The following is a 25,777-nucleotide window of genomic DNA, read 5'->3' as shown; positions in this document are numbered from 1 at the left end:
GGTTCCGCCGAACTTACGTCCGGTTTTAGACCGTTTCGACACTGGTCTGAGGGGAAGGCGGCGGTTACCGTGATGCGGTGATTCCGGACAAGATGCGCCAATTCCTCTCCAGCGGTGCCAAGCGGGCCGTGCTGACCGTGGGCATGGGTGGCATTCTGTGCGCCGCCGCCGTGCCCGCCATCGCGGTCGTGTCGTCGACCCCCAACACGACGCCGTCGTTCAACGGCACCGTGCTGGCGACGGTCTACAGCGGCACCACCCTCTACGTCGCCGGTGACTTCACCGCCGCCATCGTCAACGGCAAGCAGGTGGCCCGCACCCGGTTCGCCGCGGTCAACGCCAAGACCGGCGCCCTGCTGCCCTGGGCGCCCCGCGCCGACGCCCGCGTCAAGGCGCTCGCCGTCAGCAACGGCTCCGTCTACGCCGCCGGCGACTTCGGCCTCGTCAACGGCCAGAAGCGCGACAGCCTCGCCCGGCTCGACGCCGCCTCCGGCGCGCTGCACAGCACGTTCAAGCACAGCATCGGCGGCAAGCCGTACGCGCTCGCCGCCGGCAACGGCCGCCTCTACCTCGGCGGCGCCATCACCAGCGTCAACGGCCAGACCCGCACCCGCCTCGCCGCGTTCAACCTCAGCACCGGCGCCCTCGACGGCACCTGGAGGCCCGCCGCGGACGACCAGGTCGAGGCGCTCACCGTCGCCGGCAGCCGGGTGTACGTGGGCGGCAAGTTCCACGCCATCGCCGGCGTGCGCGGCTACGACCGGCTCGCCGCGCTGAACTACAGCACCGGCAAGGTCGACACCGGCTTCAAGTCCCGCGCCACCTACATCGCGTACGGCATCGCCGTCACCAGCACCGGCGTCTACGCCGTGCACGGCGGCCAGGGCGGCCGGGCCACCGCGTACACCACGTCCGGCGGCCAGCGCTGGACCGCCACGTTCGACGGCGACGGCCAGGCCATCGTCGCGGTCGGCGACACCGTCTACGTCGGCGGCCACTTCGACAAGGCGTGCCGCTCGGCCCGCACCGGCGCCCAGGGCGTCTGCCTCGACGGCGCCGACGTGCGCGTCAAGCTCGCCGCGTTCAACAACAGCACCGGCAAGCTGCTGCCCTGGACCGCCCACGGCAACGGCGTCGAGGGTGTGCTGACCATGGCCACCCTCGGCGGCAAGGTCGCCGCGGGCGGCGCGTTCACCACCATCAACGGCAAGTCGCAGAAGCGCCTGGTCCAGTTCGGCTGACCCGTACCCGGTCAACCAGGGGCGTCTCCTCGCGGAGGCGCCCCTGTCGTCGTCATGCGGTGCAGTCGTTGGCCCGCGCCCAGTCGGCCGCCGCCTTCGCCGCGCTGCGCGACCCGCCCGCGCGCCACGAGTCCAGGTACGGCTTGGGCCAGATCACGCCCCGGCGCACCTTCCAGTCGCCCGTGCGCGCGCACGGCGGCGAGATGCCGAAGTGCAGGTGGCAGACGTCGTTCGCGTTGCCCGTCCGGCCCACCGCGCCGATCCGCTGGCCCGCCCGCACCCGCACCCCGGCGTCGATGCCGGCCGTGATGCGGCTCAGGTGCGAGCCGTAGTAGCGCACGCCGTCGTCGCCGAGCACCGACACCGACAGCCCGCCGTTGAGCGGCCCGTCCGGCCGGCCCTTCACGTACCGGTCGGTGCGGCTGACCTCCAGGACCACCCCGTCGACGTTCGCCACCACCGGCGCACCGCAGCGCGCGAACAGGTCCGTCGCCGGGTACTTGCCGTGCGTGGGGTGGTAGTCGACGTTCGCGCCGGGCACCGGGAAGGCGAACGCGGGCTGCCGCTTCGGCTTCTCCGCTCCGGCGCTCGGGCTCGGCGCGGCGCTCGGGTCCGCTGCGGCGCTCGGTCCTGCTGTGGCGCTCGTTGCCGGCGCCGTCGTCCCCGGGGTGGCCGTCGGCACCGCCCACGTGGTCTCCGTGCCCTCGGCCGGGCCGTTGCCGCAGCCGGCCGCCAGCCCCGCGGTCAGGCCCGCGGCGACCAGCCGCAACGACATCGTCAGCAACGGGGGCACCGGGCAATGGTGACAGAAACCGGCGAGGACGCCCGCGCCGGTACTGTGGGTGCATGCCGGAGCACCAGGAGACCTGGACGGGCCCCGCGTCACCGCCGCCGGGCTGGCTCCCGCCCGCCGGTCAGCCGGCTCGCCCCCCGTCCGGCCTCGTCCCCAGCTTCGCCGGGCCGCCCCGCCCCACCTGGCGCGAACCGTTCCGGGTCACCGCCGGCCCGCTGCTCGCCGGGCTGGGCGGCTCGGTGCTGTGGCTCGCCCTGATCGGCCTGCTCGCCCGCGACCTGCGCGGCTACGCCTGGCTCACTCTGCTCGCCGCCCTCGTCGCCTGGGGCGTCGCCGTGGTCCTCGCCCGGCTCGGCGACCGCGGCGCCGCCGTCGGCGCCGCCATCGGCACCGGCGCCGGCTGGTCCGTCGCCGCCATCGCCGTCGCCGTCCGCTGGTCCACGACGGGCGACTGGCCGATGTGGTGAATGTCCGCCTCTGCGTGCCGTGCCCTGCACCGACAGTGTCCTGCTGACTGCGGAGCGCACCCGCTCTTGACGAACCTGGGCCGAATAGGCATGGTCGGCCCCATGGCCTGGTATCCGCAGCGTCTCGACCCCGACCGCCGACGGCGTCGCCTGCAGCTCCTAGCCGCCCTGTCCGACGCCAAGACCGCCCGCGAGCGGTCCCAGCCGGAACGGCTGCGCGGAGCACGCCTGCGCGAACTGATCGACCACCGCCGCCGCCTCACCCACTGACCTACTCCCGGGTCAGCCCCGGCGGCACCGCGTCCTCGCCCGGCAGCACCCGCCGGGCGTTGGCCGCCGGTTGGCGCACCAGCGCATCCACCACCGCCGCCGGCCCGCCGACGCACGTCCACGTGTCGTCCCACAACGCCGACACCAGCCACGACCGGTCGGCCGGGAAGAACAGGTCGGGCAGCGCCCCGTCGCCGCGCATGTGCCCCGTCCGCCAGGACAGCGCCTGCTCCGGCCCGGCCCGCACCAGCACGTACGGCCAGTCCCAGTACAGGCGCACCCGCGGCGCGTCCGGGAACACCACGTCGTGCGCCCCCGTCTCCAGGAACCCCAGCCACCACGGCTGCGGCCGGGTGCAGGCGTCGAGCACCCGGACGACGGCCCGCTCGTGCACCCCCACGTCCGCCCCGTCCGGCAGGTGGAACGTCGCGTACGCCTCGAACACCGGCGGGACGGCCGCCGCGACCGTGAGCCCCATGTCGCTGTACCCGGCGAGCACCCCGGCGTCGGCGAGGGTCCCGATCCGCCACGCCCGCCCGTCCTTCACGACCTCCACGCGCGCCCTCCCGCCCCTCCGCACCATCGTCCCCCGCCCCCGGGGGAAAACTTGCCCGTCCGAGGTGTGCGCCGCCCGTCGCGTGGCAATCATCGGCGTGGTGGTTCTTCTGGGGCGTGGCGCGGTTGTCTCGCCGTGCCACCGACTACCGTTTCCGCGTACCTACTGAGTGGCGAATGGCCCGTGGGGGGACCATGTCGAACTTCGCTGCCGCCGCAGCCCGCGGGAAGAACGGCTGGACCGCGTCCGAGGTCGACCTGACAGGGGTCGCCGACGTCGACGAGGTGGTCGATCGACTCCGGGACGTCGAGCCGGATGCGGACCTGTCCTTGCTGTTCGTCGAGTCCGACGACCAGTACCTCGTCGTGCTGCGCCTGGACGAGGGTGAGGACCTGCGGGTCTTCGGCTCCGACTCGGCGTTCGCCGACGAGTCCCGCCTCGGCGCGCTCCTGCTCGGCGACATCGAGGCGCCCGCCCTCGAGATCGACGCCCTCGACGCCGGCCCCGGCGACGACGACGATGACGAGGACGACCGCCCCGCGGCCGACCCCGACGCCGACCCGGTGGGCGACGCCGACCTCCTCGCCGACCTGGGCGTGCCGGGCAGCCGGCTGCTCGGGCTGTGCAGCGCCGAGGGCCTGATGCCCGCGGACGTGACGGCGGAGATCTGCGCCCGCATCGGCTGCGGGGACGAGATGGAAGAGCTGCGCGACTCGTGACGCCCGCCGCGGCCGGCCGGGCCGAGCGGCACGAGGCCTGGATGCGCCGGGCCCTGGCCGTAGCGGCCGGCACGGCCGCGGATGCGCCCGTGGGGGCCGGCGAGGCCGCACCGCCGGAGGCCGCCGGGCCGGACCTTTCTGCCTCCGGCCCCGCCGGGCGCGCCGCGCCGGCCGGGGTCGTACGCTCCGGGCCCGATGGCCCTGCGACCACCGCGGCCGTCCCCTTGGGGCCCGGCGCTGCCGCGCCCACCGCGGCCGTCCCCTTCAGGCCCGGCGCTGCCGCGCCAGCCGCGGCTGGCCCCGCGGCTGGCCCCGCCGCCGGCCCTGCCGCCGGCCCCGCCCGGGCCGATGCGGACGTGCCCGTCGGGGCCGTTCTCTACGGCCCCGACGGCGTCGAGCTCGCCGCCGCCCGCAACGAGCGCGAGCTCACCGGCGACCCCACCGCCCACGCCGAGGTGCTCGTGCTGCGCCGCGCCGCGGCCGCCCTCGGCCGGTGGCGGCTCGACGGGTGCACGCTCGTCGTCACGCTGGAGCCGTGCACGATGTGCGCGGGCGCGCTGGTGCTGGCCCGCGTGGAGGCCGTCGTGTTCGGCGCGTGGGAGCCGAAGACGGGCGCCGCCGGGTCGCTGTGGGACGTGGTGCGCGACCGCCGCCTCAACCACCGCCCGGAGGTCTACGCCGGCGTTCTCGAAGACGAGTGTGCCGCACTCCTGCGCGCCTTCTTCCGCTGATCCACAGCCTGTGGACAACCGTCAGGCGATGGCGGTGTCCAGGCCGATCTCCACCATGCGGGTGAATCCCTGCTCGCGTTCCTGTGCGCCCAGCTTCTCGCCCCGCTTGATGTGGTCGCTGACGGTCAGCACGGTGAGGGCGCGGGCCCGGTGCCGGGCGGCGATCGTGTACAGCGCCGCGGACTCCATCTCGACGGCGAGGATGCCGTAGTCGGCGAGCGAGTCGTACAGGTCGGGGCGGTCGGTGTAGAAGGCGTCGGCGGCCAGGATGGGGCCGACGGTGATGGGGGTGCCGCGCCCGGCGGCGACGTCGACGGCGGTGCGCAGCAGGCCGAAGTCGGCGACGGGCGCGTAGTCGATGAGGCCGTCGAAGCGGACCCGGTTCATGTTGGAGTCCGTCGCCGAGCCGATGGCGGCCACGACGTCGCCGAGCCGCAGCTCGTCGGTGAGTGCCCCGCAGGAGCCGACGCGGATGAGCGTGCGCGCCCCGTACTCGGTGATCAGCTCGTGGGTGTAGATGGCCGCGGACGGCATGCCCATGCCGGACCCCTGGACGGAGACCTCGACGCCCTTCCACCGGCCGGTGAAGCCGAGCATGCCGCGGACCTGCGTGTAGCAGACGGCGTCCTCGAGGAACGTCTCGGCGATCCACTTCGCCCGTAGTGGGTCGCCGGGCATGAGAACCCGCTCGGCGATCTGTCCCTGCTCCGCCCCGATGTGCACGCTCATGGTCCCCGATCCTGCCAGCCCCGTCCGACAACTCTCCGGCGGCGCGTCGGGGAACCCGGCGGCGAGGGCTCGGCGGCGTCGGGTAACGTACCCGTCGGTGGTGTGTCCGAGCGGCCTAAGGAGCACGCCTCGAAAGCGTGTGAGGGTTTACGCCCTCCAAGGGTTCAAATCCCTTCACCACCGCCATCCAGCAGGCGAAACGCCCGGCATCACGCCGGGCGTTTCGTCATTGTGGGGCCCGTCGGCCCGGTCCGGCCCGAGCGGGTGGTCACGCACGATGGGCTGACGGTCTGTTTCGCGGCCCACCGAGTCGGGCATAATGGACATATGTCCCGTAAAGGTATCTCACGCTCAAGCATGCGCCGCCTGCTCGCCGCAGGATTCGCGGTGACCGCGGCGACGGCCCTCGCGGGAACCGCCCAGCCGGCGAGTGCCGCATCCCACCGTTCCTGCACGATCGTCAAGCACTCCAGCACCAGCGGGGTGACCACGATCGGCGGGGGCACGGCCACGGTCGTCGCCGAGGGCCTCAAGCTGACCACCACGCCCTCCGTGAACGCCGACAAGGTGACGTGGAAGACCTCGTTCAAGCCGGTCGCCGCGGGCACCGTGCGCGAGGTCAGCTACGAGACCGTCAAGCAGGACAAGGCGGGCGCCGGCGTCAGCGACAGCGCGCTCCCGGCCTACCACCTGTACGTGCGGACCGCCCAGGGCGACGCGACGCTCGTCTTCGAGCCGTACTTCTACCTGATGTCGATCGGCGCGGGCAGCCCGCAGCGCGGCGTGCGCACCGAGTGGAACGTCCTCGACGGTCCGCTGTGGACGCCGTCCACCACGCTCAAGGGCCTGCCGAAGACGGCGGGCGGGCCGGCGACGCTGACCTTCGCCCAGGTGGCCGCCGCCAACCCGGGGATGACCGTCACCGGGCTCGGCTTCGGTCTCGGCACCTACAACCCGGGTGTCGTCTCGACGCTGGACGAGCAGCGGTTCGCCACCACCAAGAAGTGCACCGAGCACCAGTGGTCCACCGGCTTCAAGAACGGCAGCTGGTGGCCGGGCTGGCTCCGCTGATCCACCTCCGCCACTGATCGACGGCCGGGTCCCATGAGGGACCCGGCCGTCGTCCGTCCGGAACAACTCGCGGCCTTGCCTAGCGCTCGCGGCCGGTCGCGGACCCGGTGCCCCGGCTGGCGGGGGACGCCCGGCATCCGTGGGCGCCGGGCGTCGCACGGTGGGTCAGCCGCCGAGCAGGCGGCCGAGCGTGTCCAGGATGTCGGCGTAGAAGGTGCCCTCGATGTCGCGGAACACCTCGTACGGCTGGCCCGGGCTGCCGAAGAACGGCCGCAGCGTCCAGGCGAGCTGGGTGCCGACGAAGCCGAACAGCAGAATCCAGATGTACAGCAGCGTCATGCTGGCGGGGCGCTGACCCGGCGGCAGCTGGTTCGGGTGCAGCGGTCGCGGCTGGTGCCCCATCGCGGCGAGCCCGGGCGGCAGCGGCTGGCCGGGCACCGGCAGGTGGCCCGGCGCGTGGTGCGGGTGAGCGGGGACCGCGCCCACCGGCACCGGGACCGTCACCGGGGCGCCGTTGGGCGTCGCCGCGGCGGCCGGCACCAGCTCGGTCACCGTCGCCCGCTCCGCCGCGTTCTCCGCCTCCGCGGCCTCCCGCTCCTTCGCCAGGCGCTTGCGTTCGGCGGCGAGGCGCTGCTGCTCCGCCGCCTGCGCGACCTGCATCTGGTGGGCGTTGAACGCCGCCATGCCGGTGGTCAGGAACTTCAGGCCCACCAGCGCCGTCAGCATGAGGATCGCGACGTTCAACAGCTTGAAGAACGCGTAACTCTGGGCGGTGACCAGGAAGAACAGGCTGATCGGCGCGAACGCCAGCGTCAGCACCGACGTGACCGTGATCGTCACCATGATCAGCGTGACCGCCTGCATCACCGACAGGCGCGCGCCGAAGACCAGGTTGAACAGGTAGAGCGTCGGCAGGCAGATGGCGAGGGTGGCCAGGAACAGCAGGGGCAGCTTCACGAACGACGACAGCGCCATCAGCGCGCCGTTCGACGCCCCGAGCACGGCCCCGTAGAGGGCCAGGCTGAGCGCCGAGCTGGCGAGCATGTGCAGCGTGAGGGGCTTGAGGTCGCGCTCCTCGATGATCTGCTGCCAGATGCCGTCCCGGTCGCGCAGCAGCCGCTCGATCACGAGCAGGCCGCCGCCTGTGGGTTGGGTCATGGTGACTCTCCGATGTGGGCCGGATCGCGGGAAGGTCGGCTGAGGATAAGACGCCCGCGCAACAAAGTCGTGGTTCTCGTCACACCACGGTGGCGGCTACCCTGTGCCCGTGACCGACCCCCGGCAGCGTGCGTCCGACGCCGACCGGCAGCGCGTCGTCGCCGCCCTCGAGCGGCACACCGCCGCCGGGCGGCTCACCCTGAGCGAGTACGCGGATCGCGTCGACTCCGTCCTCGCCGCCCGTACCCACGGCGATCTGGGGGCCGTCACCGACGACCTGCCGGCCGAACCCGCGGCCGCCGCCGACCCGCACGCCGAGAACCGGCACCTGCTGGTGGCGTTCCTGCTCGCGGCGCTGGTCGTGGCCGTCCTCGCCGTGCTGCTGGGCCTGCTCCGCTAGCGTCCCCCGGCCGCCGCCCGGGCCGGTTGTCCACAGGGCGGCCGGACGGGGCAGCGCGGGCGCGGCGCATAGGCCATCATCGACCCCAGCGAGGCGGAGCACGCCGTTTCCGCAGCGCCACGACACGGGGTCCCTTCGATGAACCGCACCCGGGTGCGGGCGCTGCACGCTGCGCCGGACGCGCCCTGCCCCCCGTCGTCGCCCGCGCCACCGACCGACACGGGGGAAGAGATGAGACGGGACAGACCATGGCGCGCGACCGCGCGCCGCACCGCCGCCGCGGCGACCGCCGCCGTCGTCCTGACCGGGCTGTTCGAGGTGCCGGCGTACGCCGACGTCACGGTCACGCTCGCCGACCGGGCCCGCTGCGTCGAGCTGCTCCGTGAGGGCGGCCCGTCGGTCTCCCGCGCCGCCCTCGCCGCGCTCGTCGGCACGGACGCCGACCTGGCCGCGTTCCTGAGCACCGGCCTCGCCGAGGCGACGGAGCAGGACTACCGCGCCCAGGCCGAGGAGTTCATGGCCCTCGGCGGGCCGGCCACCAAGGCCGCGGGCCAGGCCGCCATCGCCGCCTCGCCCGCCGCCGTGCGGACGTTCGTCGAGTCGGGGTACGCCCCGCACCTCAACCAGGACCTGCGCATCCGCGTCGGCCAGGTGATGAGCGTCGGGGGCTCCGGCGTGCGGGCCGCGGCCCAGCGGGCGCTCGGCGGCGGCGCCGAGGACGTCGGCACCTTCCTCGCCTTCGAGCTGCCCATCCAGCAGGGCAAGGACGACCGGGTGACGGTCGGCCAGATCATGACGTCCGGCGGCCCGCAGACGAGGGCGGCGGCGCAGGCGGCGCTCAGCGGCACCGACGAGGACGTGCGCGAGTTCCTGCTCACCGGCCAGGAGGTGGCCCGCGCCCGCGACGAGGAGGTCGCCACCCTGACGTCCCTGGTGGAGCGGGCCAAGGAGGCCGGCGCGCTGGCGGCCCAGGAGACCGACGCGGCCGAGGCCGCCGCGAAGCACGCCACCGAGGCCGCCGCGCTCGCGAAGGCCGCGGCCGAGCGGGCCGCGGAGGAGACCCGCAAGGCGAAGGACGACGCGAAGCGGGCGTCGCTGGCCGCCGGCCGCGCCGCCGACGCCAGCGTCCGGGCCGCCGCCGCCGCGCGCACCGCCATCGGCGCCGCCGCCGTGGCGAACAACGCCGCCCGCGCCGCCGCGAACGCGGCCGCCCGCGCCGCCAGCGCCGCGACCCTGGCCGGCAACGCCGCGTCGCGGGCGTGGCGGGCCGCCGGCGCCGCCGCGCTCGACAACAAGCAGGCCCAGGGGGCCCGCGACGCCGCGCGGGCCGCCCGGCTGGTCGCCCAGGGCGCCCGCGACACCGCGGCCGCCGCCCAGGCCGCCGAGACGGCCACCAACCGCGCCGCCGACGCCGCCGTCAAGGCGGCCGACGCGGGTCGCAACGCCGCCTCCGCGGCGCAGGCCACCGCCGACGCCATCGCCCAGTCCGGGGTGGCGGGCGAGGAGGCGGCCCGGGCCAACTACGAGGCCGCCCGCGCCCGCCGCGCCGCCGCCACCGCGACGGCGGCGGCCAACGCCGCCCAGAACTACGCCCGCCGGTCGGCCCTGGCCGCCCGCGACGCCCGGGTCGCGGCGCTCAGCGCCGCGCAGCACGCCGAGCGCGCCGCGGACGCCGCCGAGGACGCCGCGGACCACGCCCGCGACGCCGCGGCCGCCGCCGCGCTGGCCACCCAGCACGCGAACGCCGCCATCACCGCGGCCAACGACGCCACCGCGGCGGCGAACAAGGCCGCCGAGGTCGAGGCCGCCGCCCGCACCGCCGACGCCGAGCGCCTGCGCACCCAGACCGAGGCCAAGGTCGCCGAGGCGACCGCCGCCCGGGAGGCCGAGGAGGCCGAGGAGGCGGAGGCGAACCGGCAGGCCACCGAGTGGGCCGCCGTCGACGGGCAGGTCAAGCAGTGGCTGGCCGAGGCGTCCGCGCCGGGCGCCCCCGCCGCCACCGTGACCGCCAGCGGCCGGAAGGCGGCCGCCCGGCTCATGCTCGACGGCGGTGAGTGGACCGCCGCCGCGGCCCGTGAGGCGCTCGCCGGCACCCCCGACGACCTGCGGGTCTGGCTGTCCACCACCCGGCTGGCGGCCGCCACCCAGGACGACCGGATGCGGGTGCGCGAGCTCGCCGCCACCACCGACAAGCCGGCGCTCAAGGCGGCGGCCGACGCCGCCCTCGGCGCCCCTGCCGCGCAGCTCACCGCGTTCCTTGAGTACCCGTCGTACGCCACGAAGGACCGCGACGACCGCGTCCGGATCGGGCAGATCATGACCGCCGGCGGGTCGGCGACGAAGACCGCGGGGCAGGCCGCCCTCAGCGGCACCGCGGCCGACCGGCAGCAGTTCCTCGAAATCGGCCAGTACATCGCCCGCAAGCACGACGACCGGACCCGGGTGGGCCAGATCATGACGGCCGGTGGCCCCGAGGTGAAGGCCGCCGCCCAGGTGGCGCTGTCCGGCACCCGGCAGATGCTGCGCGACTTCCTCGAGGTGGAGCAGCACCGCGCGCGGCTGCGCGACGAGGAGCAGGCGGCGCACGTCGCCCGGGTGACCGGCCTGGTCGCCGAGGCGCGCGAGGTCGCCGCCAAGGCCCGCGTGGACGCCCAGCGGGCCGCCGAGGCCGCGGCGCGGGCCCGCAAGGCGGAGGCCGAGGCGAAGGAGTACGCCAAGCAGGCCGCCGCGTCCGCGGACGCCGCCATCGGCTACGCGGCGGAGGCCGACCGGCACGCCGACGCGGCGCAGGTGTCGGCGCAGCAGGCGGCCGCCTCCGCCGCCACGGCCCGCACCGCGGCGGCGAGCGCCCGGGCCAGCGCGGCCGCGGCGTCGAGGTCCGCGGCCCAGGCCGACAACGCCAAGGCCCGCGCGATGAACTCGGCCGCCAGCGCCCGCAAGGCGCTGAGCGAGGCGCGGAAGTCGGCCGCCGACGCCGGCAAGGCGGCGAACGAGGCCGCCGTCGAGGGTGCGCTGGCGATGACGGCGTACATGGAGAAGGTCCTCCAGGAGATGATCGCCAACCGCGCCGGGCCGGGCGACGGCCCGTCGCTGCTGACCGACACCCCGGACGACCCGCGGCGGTTCACCAACGAGCTGTTCGGCAACAACTGGCTGGCCCGCAAGCTGGTCGACCAGTGGGGCGGCAGCTGCGTCGAGGCGACGAAGCAGATCATCTGCTACAACGTCGGCACGCCCACGACGGGCTCCGAGACGAACACCGGCCGCACCATGACGGTCGGCGACTACCTGCTCTACCCCGGCACGCCCGAGCAGCTGCGCGAGGAGCTGAGCAAGGAGGCGGGCAAGCGGGCCGAGCTGCGGGCCGCCGGCGTCGACGCCAGCACGTACGGCCCCGACCTGCTCGAACACGAGGCCCGGCACTCCGACCAGTGGAAGTACGCCCCGTTCCCGATCTTCCTGGCGCACTACTACGCCGGCGCCGGGCTGTCCTGGCTGAAGAACAAGGACTACGGCGACTTCAATCCGTTCGAGATCGGCGCCAACCCGTACAAGGGCAACTACTGGCAGTACGGCAAGGAGCCCAAGGTGGACTGGTCCGGGGCCAAGCAGCTCGGCCGGCTGGCCGACCGGACGATCGGCCAGCCGCTCTATCGTTGCATCTACCAGCGGCTCTGCTGGTGACGTGGACCGGGAGCGACATCCGATGAACACCACCGCCCGCTCGCGGGCGACCAGGACGGCGGGCGCCCTCACAGCGCTCGCCGCCCTGGCGGGCCTGCTGAGCGCGTGCACCCCGGCGCCGTCCGGACTGGGCGCCATGCGCCTCGTCGACGGCCGGCCCGCCCTCGCCCTCGCCCCCTGCGACGCGGTGACCGTCGACTCGATCAGCGCGTACAGCTTGGGCGTCGAGCCGGCCGAGCGCTGGCACATCGAGTCCGGCTCGGCGAAGCCGCCCGCCGACGTGCTGCTCCTCGACGCGCCCACCGGGTGGACGGTCACCGAGCGGACGCTGACGGGCTTCGCCGACGACCGGGAGTACTCGGTCTCAGCTTTCGCCGACACCACCAAGCTCGCGCCGGTCTACTTCACGCCGGCCAAGCTCAAGGCGCTGGCGCCGGGGCAGGTCCTCGTCGGCACCATCGCCCGGTCGTCGAAGGCCGTCGACGAGTCCGACTGGCTCGCCTCCGCCGAGAAGAGCTGCGCCGACCTCGGCGGCTGACCCCGGACATGGAGAAGGGCCGCGCGCAGGCCCCTGGACACCGCGCGCGGCCCTCGTCTCACGGCAGGTCGATCGGCCGGAGGACCCGGTCGATGGCGTGGGCGATCTGCCGGTTGCCCTTGTTGATGTCGAACTTCACGACGCGCGGGTTGCGGTCGCTGCGGTCGGCGTCGATCAGCTTCACCGAGACGGTGCGGTGCCAGTAGCGGCGCACGTCGACGGTGAGCTGCGGGCCGAGCGCCGTGGTGAGCTTGGCGCCGTCGGCCTTGGCGGCCGCCCGCTTGTCGATCGTCGCGCCCGGCACGACGTGGTAGAGCAGCACGTTCTCGACCGTGTCGATGCCCAGGCCGGCGACCGCGTTGAACGCCGCCCGCTCCGAGGGCAGGTAGCGCTGGTGCGTGATGTCGCGGACCAGCACGCGGAAGGCGCGGTCGGTCGGCAGGAACGCCGTCAGCCGGGTCTTGCCGTCGGCCAGCACCTTCACCGGCGAGTTCGGCTTAGCCGTCAGGACGGCCTTCACAGCGGCCGACAGCACGTCGAAGTCCCTCGGGTTGCGGTCGAAACCGCTGCGGTCCTTGCCGAGCACGGTGGCCAGCGAGGTGGTGCCGCGGTGGTGCGACCCGGAAGCCTGCGCGGCGGGCACCGCCACCGCCGTCGTGGCCAGCACGGTGACGGTGATGCCGGCGCCGAGGCGCGCGGCGAGTCGGACGAGGTTCATGAGCGGGGCCTTTCGTGGTCGAAGCGGAAACCCGGTGGAATGACGGCCGTCACACCCGGCATTCGGCCCGCCACCCGTGGCGGATGGGACCCAAATCGACGCACGTCGTATCGATGCGATCCGGTCCCCTGGCCGCCGCCTGGATCAGCGTCCTGAGCTGGCGAAACCTCAATCGACGCAAGTGCATCGACGCGACCGTCGAACCGGGGCCGGGGTGGCCCGGCCGGGGAGGGGGCTAGGCGCGCGGGCCGGTCGACGCGGGCCGGAACGTGGTGCGGTAGGCCTGCGGCGTCACGCCGGTCAGGCGCTTGAACTGGGCGCGGAAGTTCGTCGGCGACGGGAAGCCGACCTGGTACGCGATGCGGTCCACGCCGTGCCCGGTGGTCTCCAGCAGCTCGCGGGCCCGGCGGATGCGCACGCCCGCGAGCCACTGCATCGGGGTGCCGCCCGTGTGGGCGTGGAAGCGCCGGTTCAGGGTTCGCACGCTGAGACCGGCGCGGGCGGCCACGTCGTCCAGGCTCAGCGGACGGTGGGCGTTCTCCTCGATCCAGTGCAGCAGCGGTCCCAGCCCGGGGTCGGCCGTGCGGGTGTGGCCGTGGTCGATGTACTGGGCCTGGCCGCCGTCGCGGTGCAGGGGCGCCACCGCCGACCGGGACGCGTGGGCGGCGACGGCCGCGCCGTGGTCGCGGCCGATGAGGTGCAGGCACATGTCGACGCCGGCGGTGGCGCCGGCGGACGTCACGATCTGTCCGGTGTCGACGTAAAGGACGGCCGGGTCCAGGTGGACGGCCGGGTGCGCCGCCGCGAACAGGCCGGCGGCCGCCCAGTGGGTGGTGGCGCGCCGGCCGTCCAGCAGGCCGGCCGCGGCCAGGGTGAACGCGCCGACGCAGATGGACGCGATCCGGGTGCCCGCCGCCGCGGCGGCCCGCAGCGCGGCGACGACCGCGTCCGGGGTGGCGGCGGTGGGGTCGGCGCGGCCGGGGACGACGACGGTGTCCGCGTCCGCCAGTGCCTCGAGGCCGTGGGCGGCGACCAGCCGCAGCGGTCCGGCGGCGACGACCGGCTCGGTGGCGCAGACCTCGACCCGGTACGCGGGCCGGCCGTCGGGCAGCCGGGCCCGGCCGAACACCTCGACGGGGGTGGCGACGTCGAAGGCGATGGCGTCGGGCAGGGCCAGGACGACGACGGTGTGCACGATGCCCCCTGGCAAGATTCAGCCGGGCTATGGCATTCCGGCCACTGGAGGCCGAGCGTACGCCGCCGCGACGATGAGGCGGTGAACCGGCTGAGCCATGTGCAGATCGTCCTGTTCGACGGGTTCGACCCGCTCGACGTCATCGCGCCGTTCGAGGTGCTGGTGGCCGGCAGCGACGCCGCGGCGGCGGACACCGTCGTCGAGCTCGTCAGCGCCGAGGGCCCCCGTACCGTCGCGAGCGGGACCCGCGGGCTCACCCTGCGCGCCACCGCCCGCCTCGACCCGGACCGCCCCGGCTACGTCGTCGTCCCGGGCGCCAGCGGGCCCACCGCGGGCGACCCTGACGAGGTCGACACCATCCCGGTGCTGCTCGCCCGCTTCGGCGGCACCGACGCCGCCCCGCTCATGCGGCGGGCGCTCGACAACCCGGACGTCACCGTCGCGACCGTCTGCGGCGGCTCGCTCGCGCTCGCCATGGCCGGCCTCATCGAGGGCCGCACCGCCGTCACCCACGTCCAGGGCATGGCCGTGCTGGAGGCGACCGGCGTCCGCGCCGTCGACGCCCGCGTCGTCGACGACGGCGACCTGGTCAGCGCCGCGGGCGTCACCTCCGGCCTCGACCTGGGCCTGCACCTGCTGGAACGGGAGTACGGCCCGCGGATCGCCCACGCCGTCGAGACCCTGTTCCAGTACGAACGCCGCGGCACCGTGTGGCGGCGCACCGGCCGCGTCCCGGTGGAGGTCTGACGTGGACCCGGTCGCCGGCACCTGGGACGTCACGCTGAGGACGCCGATCGGCACGCTCACCGCCGTCTACACGTTCACCGACGCCGGGGGAACGGTCACCGGCGCGGCCGACGGCGCCCCGCTCACCGACGTGGCCTGCGCCGACGTCCCCGCCGGGCGGCGCGTCACGTGGCGGCAGGCCGTGACCCGGCCGATGCGCCTCAACCTCGAGTTCGACGTGGTCGTCGTCGGCGACGCGTTCGCCGGCCACTCCCGCGCGGGCCGCCTGCCGCGCACCGTGGTCACCGGCACGCGCCGCCGGCCACCCGCCTGACGCCGACGGGAACCGGACAAACCTGCCACGGGGGTTGATCGATGCCGATAGATTCCCACCCGTTGCCGGTTCCACGGCGTCGACACGGGGGGTACGAGATGCGCGTACGCACGATTCTCAGCTGGACGATGGCGGTCGTCGTCGGGGCGGCGGTGGTGCCGCCCCCGGCCGCGGCGGCGGCCGCACCGGTGCCGCCACCCGAGCAGTCCCTCGCCGAGTTCCTCCAGCAGACCCTGGACTCGCTCGCCTTCCAGGAGGTCCTCGACCTCGCGCCGCGCACGTCCGCGCAGGCCGGGGCGCGAGCCGCCGCGCCCGCGCCCACCGTCGACAAGGAGGCGGCGCCGTCGGTGCAGCGGGCGCCCGGCGCGGCAGCCGCGCTCGCCGCCGCGCAGCCGATCTTCCAGCAGCCGCAGATCGACGCCACCGTCCTCGAACTCGACCGCCACGGCCGGGTCGCCGGGTCCGCCACCGTGCTGATGAGCCCGCAGTACCCGCGCGGCGTCGTCGTGCCGGTCGACGCGAACCTGCACACGACCGGGGTGCGCTGGCGGCAGTGGGACGACGCCGGCTGGTACGTCAACCGCGGCCAGGGCACCATCGACGTCCTGCCCGGCCGCGAGGACGCGCCGCTCGACTACATGCTCCCGTACCCGGCGTCGGTCCTGAAGCTGATGGTGGCCTTCGGCGTGCTGCGCCTGGTCGACCAGGGCGTCGTCGGCCTGGACGACACCTACCGGTACCAGCCCACGACGATCAGCTCGCTGTGCGGCGCCGCCAGCGCCGACACGGTGCGCAAATACCTCGACGCCGCGCTCACCCAGTCGTCGAACAACGCCAGCTGCGCCCTGATCAAGATGATGTGGGACCACAACGCCATCGATGGTCTCAACCAGCAGTTCCAGGACCTCGGCCTGGAGACCCTGCGGCTCGTCGGCACCAACCCCGTCAACGGCGGCCGCTGGGGCAACACCATCACGATGAGCTCGCTGGACACGGCCAAGCTGCTGGCCATCGTCAACGGCGGCAGGGGCACCCTCTGGACCGCCCCGGACGGCCGGCGCGTGACGCGGAACGTGCTCAGCGCCTCGTCGCGCGCCCTGTTCCTCACCGCCCTCGGCCGGCAGGGCTTCAACTGGATGCTGTCCACCACCAACTACTGCGGCCGCGACTACCCGGCCCCCGGCATCCCGCAGGTGGTCGCCGACCGCTGGATCGGCGCCGACGGCACCGTCACCGTCGCCGGCAACAGGTTCGGCCAGGACGTCCGCCCCTGCAACGCCGAGGCGCAGGTGACGTTCGCCCACAAGCCCGGCTGGGTCAACAACAGCGGCGCCGACGCCGGCATCGTCCGCTCCCTGCCCGGCGAGGCCAAGCGGCACTACATCATCTCGGTCTTCTCCAACCTGGGCGACCAGTACCGCGACCCGGGCCGCCCGGCCACCCCGGCCGGCACCGTCCCGGTCGAGTACACGCAGAAGTTCGCGCAGCTCGGCGCCGCCGTCGACCGGTACCAGGCGGCCTGCCGGCGGTAATCGCGCCGGGGCCGGAAACGGACCGAGGGCCGCACCCACGGGGGGTGCGGCCCTCAACGTTTGCCCTGGTGAAGCTGGCGGAGGATACGAGATTCGAACTCGTGAGGGTGTGAACCCAACACGCTTTCCAAGCGTGCGCCCTAGGCCTCTAGGCGAATCCTCCGTGCGCCAGCTTACAGAACCGATCGCCGCCCGGATGCCACCACCCTGACCTGTCCCGCGAAGCCACCCGCTAGACTGCGATCAGCCCCTCGTGCGGCGTGCATCTCGTGAACCTCCCCAGGGCCGGAAGGCAGCAAGGATAAGCGGGCTCTGACGGGTGCACGGGGGGCCCTTTTCATGCCCGCGGCCGGGTCGGCGTCACCCCGGCGGGACCGGGCTGGTTCTTGTCGGTGGGCCGACGGACAATGGCGCGGTCGAGAGGAGCGTCAAGCGTGGCACTCGCGCTCTACCGCAAGTACCGGCCGCGTACGTTCGCCGAGGTCATCGGGCAGGAACACGTCACCGAGCCGCTGTCGCAGGCGTTGCGCAGCGGGCGGCTGCACCACGCGTACCTGTTCTCCGGGCCGCGCGGCTGCGGCAAGACCAGCTCGGCGCGCATCCTGGCCCGGTCGCTGAACTGCGAGCAGGGGCCCACGCCCGAACCCTGCGGACAGTGCGCCTCCTGCCGCTCCCTGTCGAACGACGGGCCCGGCTCCATCGACGTCATCGAGATCGACGCGGCCAGCCACGGCGGCGTCGACGACGCCCGCGAGCTGCGCGAGAAGGCGTTCTTCGCGCCCGCCAGCTCCCGCTTCAAGATCTACGTGATCGACGAGGCGCACATGGTCTCGTCGGCGGGCTTCAACGCGCTGCTCAAGCTCGTCGAGGAGCCCCCGGACTACGTCAAGTTCATCTTCGCGACGACCGAGCCGGAGAAGGTCCTCGGCACGATCAAGTCGCGCACCCACCACTACCCGTTCCGGCTCATCCCGCCGGCGACGCTGCGCCCGTACCTGGAGCAGCTGTGCGCCGCCGAGGGCGTCAAGGTCGAGCCGCAGGTCTTCCCGCTGGTCGTGCGGGCCGGCGGCGGCAGCGCCCGCGACACGCTGTCGGTCCTCGACCAGCTCATCGCCGGCGCGGGCCCCGACGGCGTCAGCTACACCCGCGCCGTCAGCCTGCTCGGCGTCACCGACGTCGCCCTCATCGACGAGATGTGCGACGCCCTCGCCGCCGGCGACGGCGCCGCCGCCTACTCGACGATCGACCGCGTCGCCGAGGCCGGCCACGACCCCCGCCGCTTCGCCTCCGACCTGCTCGAACGCCTCCGCGACCTCATCGTCATGCAGCAGGTCCCCGACGCCGTCGCCAAGGGCCTCATCGACGGCCCCACCGACCAGATCGAGCGCATGACCGGCCAGGCGGGCCGGCTGGGGCCGGCCACGCTGTCACGCGCCGCCGACATCGTGCACAACGGCCTGGTCGAGATGCGCGGCACGACCGCGCCGCGCCTGCTGCTGGAGCTGGTCACCGCCCGCATGCTGCTGCCGGGGGCCGAGGATTCGACGGGGGCGCTGCTGCAGCGCCTCGAGCGCATGGAACGCCGCCTCACCCTTCAGGACCATGAGGTACGACCGGCGTCGCCGGCTGCCTCGGTCACATCCGTCGCGTCCGGGGCGGGAGTTCCGGGCGCGACGGCACAGCCACCGGCCCTGCCGACCCCGCAACGCGCGGCCCCCCGCCCGGCTTCCGCGGCGCCGGCTGCCGCTTCCGCGGCTCCGGTGGGCGAGACGGCCGCGGACCCGTGGGCTGCGGCGACCCCGGTCTCGGGCGCCGCCCCCGGCGGCGGCCCGGCGATGGGTGGTCCTGCCGCGGGTGGTCCTGCCGCAACCGGTCCGGCTGGCGGCCCGGCGGGTGGTCCGGCTGCGGGCAGCCCGCAGGGCGGCCCGGCAGGTGGTCCGGCGGCAGGTGGTCCGGCGGCAGGTGGTCCGGCGGCCGGTGGCCTGGCGGCCGGTGGCCTGGCGGCCGGTGGCCTGGCGGCCGGTGGTCCGGCGGCGGGTGGTCAGGGTGGCGGCGCAGCCACAGCGGGTTCGGCCGACTCCTCAGGTTCCTCCGCGGGGCGGCGGGAGCCCGCCGGGCTCATGCCGGACAGCCCCGCCGACCTCGCCCCCGCCCCGCCCGCGGCCGAGGCCCCCGGGCAGCTGTCGGCTGCCGCGATCCGCGAGGCGTGGCCCGAGGTGGTCTCCGCGGCGGGCCGCAAGAGCAAGAAGATCGCCGCGCTGGCCCAGGGCGCCACGGTTCGCGACCTCGACGGCAGCACGGTGGTGCTGACGTTCCGCTTCCCGGCGCACGCCAAGATGCTCGGCGCGCAGCCGGAACCGGTCGTCGAGGCGCTGTACGAGATCCTCGGCGGCCGCTGGCAGCTGCGCTGCGAGGTCGCGGGCGAGGCCGGCGGAATGCACCCGACCCCCCGCTCCGCATCCACCCCGCCCCTGCAGCCACCCCCCGCCCGCACCCCCGACCCCGGCTGGGGCACCCCCGGCCCGGCGGCGGCCGCGGCGCCGGCGGGCGAGATGTCCCACCCGGCGCCCGGCGGCGGCGAGGCGGCCGGCCGGCCCGGCCACCAGGGCGGCGGCCACGACGGCGGCCCGCGAGCGGGCCTCGACGGTGGCCCCGGTGGCAGCGCGGATAGCGGCGGTCCGGGCGGCGGTCCAAGCGGCGGTCCGGGCGGTGGTCCGGGCGGTGGTCCGGGCGGTGGTCCGGGCGGCGGTCCGACCGGCGGCCCGGCCGGCGGTCCACGAGGTGGTCTGGAAAGTGGCGGCCCGGGCGGCAGTCCGCACAGCGATCCCGGTCCGCGCGGCGACGCCGGGCTGCCCAGCGGGGCAGGGCTGCCCGCTGCGGGCGGGGCGCCCGGCGGTGACGGTGGGTCCGTGGGTGCCGGTGGGCAGGGCATGGGAGCCGGGCCTGCCGGTGGCCTCGGGGCCGGGGCATCGGAGGGTGCCGGGGGCGGGCGTACCCAACAGGGTGGGGGAGTGGCGACCGCGGTGGCCGCGGCCGACGACTGGCCCGAGCCCGCGCGGCCCGGGGGTCTGGCCGTGAACGCCGCGCCGCAGGCGGCGGCGCCGGTCCGGGTCGAGGCGCCCAACGCGGCGCCGCAGGTCGCGGCGGCCGAGAAGGCGGAGGCGGCGCGGCCGCCGGTGCAGCCGGGGTCGGCGCGGGCGGCGGCGCGGGCCGCGGCGGCGGGGATGAAGACGGCGGCGCCGAAGAAGGCGGCGGCGGGTGACGCGTGGTCGGACGGGTCGCCGGCGGAGGAGCCGCCGTTCGATCCTGACTACGACGCGCCGCCGCGGTCGGGTGGGCGGGTCTACGAGGGGTTCGATCCGGGTGACGAGCCGACCGATGACGTGATCGACGAGAAGACATCGCGGCAGAGCAGCGAGCAGCAGGCGATGCAGCTGTTGCGAGACGCGTTCGGGGCGGAGAAGATCGGCGAGAGCTGAACCCGGGAAGGGGGCGGCGATGGCGTCGGGCTTGGTGCTGGGTCGGTTGCGGGCCGGGGTCGGTGGCGCCGCGGTGCGGTTCGAGCTGCGGTTCCCGGTTCCGGTGGCGGAGTTGTGGTCGGCGCTGACGGTGCCGGAGCGGCTGGCGCGCTGGCTGGCTCCGGTGGACGGGCAGCGGCGGCCCGGGGCGACGGTGCGGTTGCTGTTCGGGCTGGACGCGGTCGCGGCGGTGACCATCGAGGACTGCCTGCCGGAGCGGCGGCTGGACCTGCGGTACGTGTTCCCGGACGGGCTGGCCACGCGGCTGCGGGCCGAGGTGCGCGCGGACGGGGGCGACTCGTCGGTGCTGACGCTCGACCACAGCGGGTTCCCGGGGTCGCCGGTGGAGTCGGCGGCGGCGTGGCAGGTGGCGCTGGACGGGCTCGCGGCGGAGCTGGCGGGGCGGTTGCAGGCGCCGGACCCGGCGGCGTTCGAGGAGCTGAGCGGCCTCTACGGCTCGGCGTGGCGCCGCCTCACGGCGGACTGACCGGCGCGTCGAGCGGCGGGGCGACCGCGCGGCGTGCGGCGGCTGTGGCGGGGGCGGCTAGGCTGACCTCTGCACGCCCCCGTACCCGGTGAGGAGATGTCATGCGTCCCGGCGGACAGCCCAACCTGCAGCAGCTCATGAAGCAGGCGCAGAAGATGCAGCAGCAGGTCGCGAGCGCGCAGGCCGAGCTGGCCGAGACGGAGCTGACCGGCAGCGCCGGCGGCGGCCTGGTGACGGTGACGCTGACCGGGCTGGGCGAGGTCAAGTCGGTGCACATCGACCCGAAGGCCGTCGATCCGGACGACGTGGAGACCCTGGAGGACCTGGTGGTGGCGGCGCTGCACGCAGGCGCCGAGGAGGTCCGCAAGCTGACCGACGAGAAGATGGGCTCGGCGACGGGCGGTCTCGGCGGCGGCCTGGGCATCCCCGGATTCTGAGCCACCATCCATGTACGAGGGTGCGATTCAGGACCTGATCGACGAGCTGGGCCGCCTGCCCGGCGTGGGGCCGAAGAGCGCCCAGCGGATCGCGTTCCACATTCTCTCCGCCGATCCGGCGGACGTCGGCCGGCTCGCCACCGCTCTGCGGAAGGTGAAGGAGCTGGTCCGGTTCTGCACGACCTGCTACAACGTGGCCGAATCGGAGCAGTGCCGGATCTGCCGGGACCCGCGACGCACCGAGGAGTCGATCTGCGTCGTCGAGGAGCCGAAGGACGTCGTGGCGATCGAGCGCACCGGCGAGTTCCGCGGCAAGTACCACGTGCTCGGCGGGGCGATCAACCCGCTGGAGGGCATCGGCCCGGACAACCTGCGCATCCGTGAGCTGCTGGCGCGGCTCGGCACGGGGGCGGTGAAGGAGCTGATCCTCGCCACCGACCCGAACACGGAGGGCGAGGCGACGGCGACCTACCTGGCGCTGATGGTGAAGCCGATGGGCATCGACGTGAGCCGGCTGGCGAGCGGCCTGCCGGTGGGCGGCGACCTGGAGTACGCGGACGAGATCACGCTGGGCCGGGCCTTCGAGGGCCGTCGCGCCGTCTGACACCTCACGTCCGGCGGGGCGGCTCGCTGTAACAGCGTGATACCGGTCAGTAAGGGTTAAGACACGATCCGATACCAACTGCTGCTGAGCCCCCTGTGAGCCGTTAATGTCGCGCCATCGGTGACCACACCGTCACCGCGGTGGTCCGTACCCACAGGACGAGGTGAAGCACCATGCGTGCATCGACGCGGAAGGCCGCTATCGCGGTCACCGCCATTGCCGCTCTGGCAGCAGCCGGCTGCGCCGAGAGCGACCGGGACGACTCAGGCGGCTCCAGCACCAAGGACACGCTGGTCTTCGGCGTGGCCGGCGACCCGAAGGTGCTCGACCCCAGCTTCGCCAGCGACGGCGAGTCGCTGCGGGTGGCCCGTCAGGTCTTCGAGACCCTGGTCCGCCCGGAGGAGGGCGGCACCAAGCCGACCCCCGGCCTGGCCGAGAGCTGGCAGCCGGACGCCGCCGGCACGACCTGGTCGTTCAAGCTGCGCACCGGCGTGAAGTTCCACGACGGCACCGACTTCAACGCCGAGGCCGTCTGCGCCAACTTCAACCGCTGGTTCAACTCGGCCGGCCTCATGCAGAGCCCTGACGTCACGCCGTACTGGCAGGACGTCATGGGCGGCTTCGCCAAGAACGAGGACCCGGAGCTGCCGCCGAGCCTGTTCAAGTCGTGCACCGCCAAGGACCCGACCACCGTCGACCTGGCGTTCACCCGCGTCTCCAGCAAGATCCCGTCGGCGCTGATGCTGCCGTCGTTCGCGATCCACAGCCCGCAGGCGCTGCAGCAGTACGACGCCTCGAACGTCACCGGCACCGCGGACGACATCAAGTACCCGGCGTACGCGATGCAGCACCCGACCGGCACCGGCCCGTTCAAGTTCAAGTCGTGGGACCTGGCGAACAAGTCCCTCACGATCGAGCGGAACGAGGAGTACTGGGGCGACAAGGCGAAGCTCAAGACGATCGTCTTCCGCACCATCAGCGACGAGAACGCCCGCAAGCAGGCGCTGCGCTCCGGTGACATCCAGGGCTACGACCTGGTGGGCCCGGCGGACGTCGAGCCGCTGAAGAGCGAGGGCTTCAACATGCTGACGCGGCCCGCGTTCAACGTGCTCTACCTGGCGATCAACCAGAAGGGCAACCCGGCGCTGGCCAAGCTCGAGGTGCGCCAGGCCATCGCGCACGCCCTGAACCGGCAGGCGCTCGTCGACTCGAAGCTGCCCCCGGGCGCGAAGGTCGCCACCCAGTTCATGCCCGACACCGTCGAGGGCTGGAACCCGCAGGTCAAGACGTACGACTACAACGTCGAGGAGGCCAAGCGCCTGCTCGCCGCGGCCGGCGCCAGCAACCTGACGCTGCGCTTCCACTACCCGACCGAGGTCACCCGGCCGTACATGCCGAACCCGAAGGACATCTTCGAGCTGCTCTCGAACGACCTGAAGGCCGTCGGCATCACCGTGGAGGGCATTCCGCTGAAGTGGAGCCCGGACTACCTGAACGCCACGACGTCCGGCAGCAACCACGACCTGCACCTGCTCGGCTGGACCGGTGACTACGGCGACGCCTACAACTTCATCGGCACCTTCTTCGACCGGCCGAAGGACGAGTGGGGCTACACCAACAAGCCGCTGTTCGACCAGTTCCAGGACGCCGACACCACCGCTGACAACGCCCAGCGGGTGGAGAAGTACAAGGCCCTGAACGCCGCGGTCATGGAGTTCCTGCCGGGCGTGCCGATCTCGCACTCGCCGCCGGCGATCGTGTTCGGCAAGGACGTCACGGGCGTCAAGCCGAGCCCGCTGACCGACGAGCGCTACTCCACCGCCGAGTTCAAGTAGCCGCAGAGACCGGGCGGGCGCCGTGACCCGGCGCCCGCCCGGCTTCGAACCCACCCCCACGAGGCGGCGAGTTTGTTCCGTTTCATCGTGCGGCGGCTGCTGCAGCTCGTACCCACGCTGCTCGGCCTGTCCGTCCTGCTGTTCATCTGGTTGCGCCGGCTGCCCGGCGGCCCGGAGACCGCGATCCTCGGCGAGCGCGGCACGCCGGCGCTGCGCGCGCAGGTCCGCCGCAGCCTGGGGCTCGACGAGCCGCTGCTGATCCAGTACGGCCGGTTCGTCAAGCGCACGCTGCAGCTCGACCTCGGCACGTCGATCTCGACGAAGCGCGAGGTGACGACGGAGTTCCTGCTGCGCTTCCCCGGCACCGTCGAGCTGACGATCACCGCCATGATCATCGCGATCGGCGTCGGCATCCCGCTGGGCTACCTGGCGGCGCGCCGGCGCGGCACCTGGCTCGACCACGCCTCGGTGGGCGGCTCGCTGATCGGCATCTGCGTGCCGGTCTTCTTCCTGGCGTACGTGCTCAAGGCGATCTTCGCGGAGAACCTGGGCTGGTTCCCGTCGAGCGGCCGCCAGGACCCGACGATCGGGGCCACCCACATCACCAACTTCTTCGTCCTCGACGGGCTGATGACCCGCGAGTGGGACGCCGCCGCCGACGCGATCTGGCACCTCGTGCTGCCCGGCATCGCGCTCGCCAGCATCCCGCTCGCCATCATCGTGCGCATCACCCGGGCCAGCGTGCTCGAGGTGCTCGGCGAGGACTTCGTGCGCACCGCCGAGTCGAAGGGCCTGACGGAACGCACCGTCCGCGGCCGGCACGTGCTGCGCAACGCGATGCTGCCGATCGTCACCGTCATCGGCCTGCTGACCGGCGGCCTGCTGTCGGGCGCGGTGCTCACCGAGACGGTGTTCGCGTTCAGCGGCATCGGCGCGTTCCTGTACGAGGCGATCAGCAACCGTGACTACCCGGTGCTGATGGGCTTCATCCTGATCATCGCCCTGTTCTACGTCCTGGTGAACCTCATCGTGGACGTCAGCTACAGCCTCATCGATCCGAGGGTGAGGGTCCGGTGAGCACGAAGATCGACAAGATCGACCGGCTGTCCGAGCTGTCGGCCGCGAAGGACGACGAGCGCGGCGTCAGCCTGTGGACGGAGGCGTTCCGGCGGCTGCGCCGCAACCCGGCCGCCATCACCGGCGCCGTCATCCTGCTGCTGTTCGTCATCGTGGCGATCCTCGGGCCGATCCTGGCGCCGTTCACGCCGACCGACCCGTCCGGCATCCGCGAGGGCGTCGTCAAGTCGGGCCAGGGCATCATCCCGGGCCCCACCGGCGATCACTGGCTCGGCTACGACCACCAGGGCCGGGACTTCTTCAGCCGGATGCTCGTCGGGGCCCGGCAGACCCTGCTCGTCGGCGTCATCTCGACCCTGATCGGCCTGACGATCGGCGCGCTCATCGGCGGCGTCGCGGGCGCGGCGGCCGGCCTCGGCGGGCGGGTCGGGCGCTGGATCGACGTGGTGCTCATGCGCATCGTCGACATGCTGCTGGCGCTGCCCAGCCTGCTGCTGGCCGTCAGCATCGCCGCCCTGCTCGGCGCCAGCCTCACCACCGTGATGATCGCGGTCGGCATGGTCAGCGTGCCCGTGTTCGCGCGGCTGCTGCGCGGCTCGATGCTGGCCCAGGCCGGCGGCGACTACGTGCTCGCCGCCACCTCGCTCGGCGTCAAGCGCAACACCATCGCGCTCACCCACATCCTGCCGAACTCGCTGGCGCCGGTCATCGTGCAGGCCACGCTGACGCTGGCCACCGCCATCATCGAGGCCGCCGCGCTGAGCTTCCTCGGCCTCGGCAACCCCGACTCGGCCATCCCGGAGTGGGGCGTCATGCTCGCCGACGCGCAGCCGTACCTGGGCATCCGGCCCGGCCTGGCGATCTGGCCGGCGGCGGCGATCATCGTCACGGCGCTCGGCTTCACGCTGCTGGGCGAGGCCCTGCGCGAAGCCCTCGACCCGAAGCTGCGGAAGTGAG

General features: G+C 74.0%; 25 protein-coding genes, 2 tRNA genes and 1 other RNA gene. 21 read left to right on the top strand and 7 right to left on the bottom strand.

Annotated features, from left to right (window positions below; genetic code table 11):
* Positions 1 to 77: 77 nt before the first annotated feature.
* The gene (locus Sya03_RS08480; RefSeq protein WP_239107208.1) at positions 78 to 1,241 is read left to right on the top strand and encodes a PQQ-binding-like beta-propeller repeat protein; all 1,164 of its coding nucleotides are present in this window, start codon (positions 78 to 80) and stop codon (positions 1,239 to 1,241) included.
* 52 nt (positions 1,242 to 1,293) lie between these two features.
* Here the strand turns inward: Sya03_RS08480 and Sya03_RS08475 are convergent, their stop codons facing one another.
* Positions 1,294 to 2,016: a M23 family metallopeptidase gene (locus tag Sya03_RS08475; RefSeq protein WP_203937669.1), complete on the bottom strand. Its 723-nt coding sequence runs from the start codon at positions 2,014 to 2,016 to the stop codon at positions 1,294 to 1,296.
* 71 nt (positions 2,017 to 2,087) lie between these two features.
* Between Sya03_RS08475 and Sya03_RS08470 the strand changes: the two genes are divergently transcribed.
* Entirely contained in the window at positions 2,088 to 2,501 is a 414-nt protein-coding gene (locus Sya03_RS08470) for a hypothetical protein (RefSeq protein ID WP_239107206.1), read from the top strand.
* A gap of 102 nt (positions 2,502 to 2,603) precedes the next feature.
* Positions 2,604 to 2,771, top strand: coding sequence for a hypothetical protein (locus Sya03_RS08465; RefSeq protein WP_203937620.1), 168 nt, complete (start codon positions 2,604 to 2,606; stop codon positions 2,769 to 2,771).
* A 1-nt stretch (position 2,772) separates the two neighbouring features.
* On the opposite strand, the gene Sya03_RS30870 is transcribed toward Sya03_RS08465, so the two are convergent.
* Complete coding sequence (locus Sya03_RS30870) at positions 2,773 to 3,327, bottom strand: hypothetical protein (protein WP_239107205.1); 555 nt, start codon at positions 3,325 to 3,327, stop codon at positions 2,773 to 2,775.
* Positions 3,328 to 3,521: 194 nt separating this feature from the next.
* On the opposite strand from Sya03_RS30870, the gene Sya03_RS08455 reads away from it, so the two are divergent.
* On the top strand, positions 3,522 to 4,046 hold the full coding sequence (locus Sya03_RS08455; RefSeq protein ID WP_203937619.1) for a tRNA adenosine deaminase-associated protein: 525 nt from the start codon (positions 3,522 to 3,524) through the stop codon (positions 4,044 to 4,046).
* Between the two features lie 224 nt (positions 4,047 to 4,270).
* Positions 4,271 to 4,777: a nucleoside deaminase gene (locus Sya03_RS08450; protein ID WP_203937618.1), complete on the top strand. Its 507-nt coding sequence runs from the start codon at positions 4,271 to 4,273 to the stop codon at positions 4,775 to 4,777.
* A 21-nt stretch (positions 4,778 to 4,798) separates the two neighbouring features.
* Here the strand turns inward: Sya03_RS08450 and deoD are convergent, their stop codons facing one another.
* Complete coding sequence (gene deoD / locus Sya03_RS08445; protein ID WP_203937617.1) at positions 4,799 to 5,506, bottom strand: purine-nucleoside phosphorylase; 708 nt, start codon at positions 5,504 to 5,506, stop codon at positions 4,799 to 4,801.
* 96 nt (positions 5,507 to 5,602) lie between these two features.
* Here deoD and Sya03_RS08440 point away from each other — a divergent pair.
* Positions 5,603 to 5,692 (top strand) — tRNA-Ser (locus tag Sya03_RS08440).
* Positions 5,693 to 5,893: 201 nt separating this feature from the next.
* On the top strand, positions 5,894 to 6,577 hold the full coding sequence (locus Sya03_RS08435; protein WP_203937616.1) for a hypothetical protein: 684 nt from the start codon (positions 5,894 to 5,896) through the stop codon (positions 6,575 to 6,577).
* A gap of 165 nt (positions 6,578 to 6,742) precedes the next feature.
* Here Sya03_RS08435 and Sya03_RS08430 read toward each other — a convergent pair whose 3' ends face one another.
* The gene (locus Sya03_RS08430; RefSeq protein ID WP_203937615.1) at positions 6,743 to 7,735 is read right to left on the bottom strand and encodes a hypothetical protein; all 993 of its coding nucleotides are present in this window, start codon (positions 7,733 to 7,735) and stop codon (positions 6,743 to 6,745) included.
* 109 nt (positions 7,736 to 7,844) lie between these two features.
* On the opposite strand from Sya03_RS08430, the gene Sya03_RS08425 reads away from it, so the two are divergent.
* The 3 genes from Sya03_RS08425 to Sya03_RS08415 all read left to right on the top strand — a co-directional run bounded on the left by Sya03_RS08425 (position 7,845) and on the right by Sya03_RS08415 (position 12,357).
* Entirely contained in the window at positions 7,845 to 8,135 is a 291-nt protein-coding gene (locus Sya03_RS08425; RefSeq protein WP_203937614.1) for a DUF1707 SHOCT-like domain-containing protein, read from the top strand.
* Positions 8,136 to 8,366: 231 nt separating this feature from the next.
* Positions 8,367 to 11,819, top strand: coding sequence for an ALF repeat-containing protein (locus Sya03_RS08420; RefSeq protein ID WP_203937613.1), 3,453 nt, complete (start codon positions 8,367 to 8,369; stop codon positions 11,817 to 11,819).
* Positions 11,820 to 11,841: 22 nt separating this feature from the next.
* The gene (locus Sya03_RS08415) at positions 11,842 to 12,357 is read left to right on the top strand and encodes a hypothetical protein (protein WP_203937612.1); all 516 of its coding nucleotides are present in this window, start codon (positions 11,842 to 11,844) and stop codon (positions 12,355 to 12,357) included.
* A 58-nt stretch (positions 12,358 to 12,415) separates the two neighbouring features.
* On the opposite strand, the gene Sya03_RS08410 is transcribed toward Sya03_RS08415, so the two are convergent.
* Complete coding sequence (locus Sya03_RS08410) at positions 12,416 to 13,075, bottom strand: fasciclin domain-containing protein (RefSeq protein ID WP_203937611.1); 660 nt, start codon at positions 13,073 to 13,075, stop codon at positions 12,416 to 12,418.
* A 235-nt stretch (positions 13,076 to 13,310) separates the two neighbouring features.
* Positions 13,311 to 14,270, bottom strand: a complete 960-nt coding sequence (locus Sya03_RS08405) for a GlxA family transcriptional regulator (RefSeq protein ID WP_203937610.1) — start codon at positions 14,268 to 14,270, stop codon at positions 13,311 to 13,313.
* Positions 14,271 to 14,351: 81 nt separating this feature from the next.
* Between Sya03_RS08405 and Sya03_RS08400 the strand changes: the two genes are divergently transcribed.
* The 3 genes from Sya03_RS08400 to Sya03_RS08390 all read left to right on the top strand — a co-directional run bounded on the left by Sya03_RS08400 (position 14,352) and on the right by Sya03_RS08390 (position 16,862).
* Entirely contained in the window at positions 14,352 to 15,017 is a 666-nt protein-coding gene (locus tag Sya03_RS08400; RefSeq protein ID WP_370871915.1) for a DJ-1/PfpI family protein, read from the top strand.
* Position 15,018: 1 nt separating this feature from the next.
* Positions 15,019 to 15,330 carry a hypothetical protein gene (locus Sya03_RS08395; protein WP_203937609.1) on the top strand — a complete coding sequence of 104 codons (312 nt, stop codon included), beginning with the start codon at positions 15,019 to 15,021 and terminating at the stop codon, positions 15,328 to 15,330.
* 98 nt (positions 15,331 to 15,428) lie between these two features.
* Complete coding sequence (locus tag Sya03_RS08390) at positions 15,429 to 16,862, top strand: serine hydrolase (protein ID WP_203937608.1); 1,434 nt, start codon at positions 15,429 to 15,431, stop codon at positions 16,860 to 16,862.
* Between the two features lie 75 nt (positions 16,863 to 16,937).
* On the opposite strand, the gene Sya03_RS08385 is transcribed toward Sya03_RS08390, so the two are convergent.
* Positions 16,938 to 17,025, bottom strand: a tRNA-Ser gene (locus Sya03_RS08385).
* A gap of 80 nt (positions 17,026 to 17,105) precedes the next feature.
* Here Sya03_RS08385 and ffs point away from each other — a divergent pair.
* The 8 genes from ffs (at position 17,106) to Sya03_RS08345 (ending at position 25,776) form a co-directional block, all read left to right on the top strand.
* An RNA gene (ffs, locus tag Sya03_RS08380) (signal recognition particle sRNA small type) lies at positions 17,106 to 17,200 on the top strand.
* 96 nt (positions 17,201 to 17,296) lie between these two features.
* A complete protein-coding gene (locus tag Sya03_RS08375; RefSeq protein ID WP_203937607.1) occupies positions 17,297 to 20,341 on the top strand; it encodes a DNA polymerase III subunit gamma and tau in 3,045 nt (1,014 codons plus the stop codon).
* A gap of 19 nt (positions 20,342 to 20,360) precedes the next feature.
* The gene (locus Sya03_RS08370; protein ID WP_203937606.1) at positions 20,361 to 20,867 is read left to right on the top strand and encodes an SRPBCC domain-containing protein; all 507 of its coding nucleotides are present in this window, start codon (positions 20,361 to 20,363) and stop codon (positions 20,865 to 20,867) included.
* 101 nt (positions 20,868 to 20,968) lie between these two features.
* The gene (locus tag Sya03_RS08365) at positions 20,969 to 21,304 is read left to right on the top strand and encodes a YbaB/EbfC family nucleoid-associated protein (RefSeq protein WP_203937605.1); all 336 of its coding nucleotides are present in this window, start codon (positions 20,969 to 20,971) and stop codon (positions 21,302 to 21,304) included.
* A 10-nt stretch (positions 21,305 to 21,314) separates the two neighbouring features.
* The gene (gene recR, locus Sya03_RS08360) at positions 21,315 to 21,908 is read left to right on the top strand and encodes a recombination mediator RecR (protein WP_203937604.1); all 594 of its coding nucleotides are present in this window, start codon (positions 21,315 to 21,317) and stop codon (positions 21,906 to 21,908) included.
* Positions 21,909 to 22,081: 173 nt separating this feature from the next.
* Positions 22,082 to 23,743, top strand: coding sequence for an ABC transporter substrate-binding protein (locus Sya03_RS08355; RefSeq protein ID WP_203937603.1), 1,662 nt, complete (start codon positions 22,082 to 22,084; stop codon positions 23,741 to 23,743).
* A 72-nt stretch (positions 23,744 to 23,815) separates the two neighbouring features.
* Entirely contained in the window at positions 23,816 to 24,820 is a 1,005-nt protein-coding gene (locus Sya03_RS08350) for an ABC transporter permease (protein ID WP_203937602.1), read from the top strand.
* On the top strand, positions 24,817 to 25,776 hold the full coding sequence (locus Sya03_RS08345) for an ABC transporter permease (protein WP_203937601.1): 960 nt from the start codon (positions 24,817 to 24,819) through the stop codon (positions 25,774 to 25,776). Before Sya03_RS08350 ends, Sya03_RS08345 begins: the two co-directional genes overlap by 4 nt.
* Position 25,777 lies beyond the last annotated feature (1 nt).

This window comes from Spirilliplanes yamanashiensis, from assembly GCF_016863475.1.
GTDB classification, from domain to species: domain Bacteria; phylum Actinomycetota; class Actinomycetes; order Mycobacteriales; family Micromonosporaceae; genus Spirilliplanes; species Spirilliplanes yamanashiensis.
The sequence above is the reverse complement of the archived record's forward strand: the minus strand, read 5'-3'. Positions and strand labels throughout refer to the sequence as shown.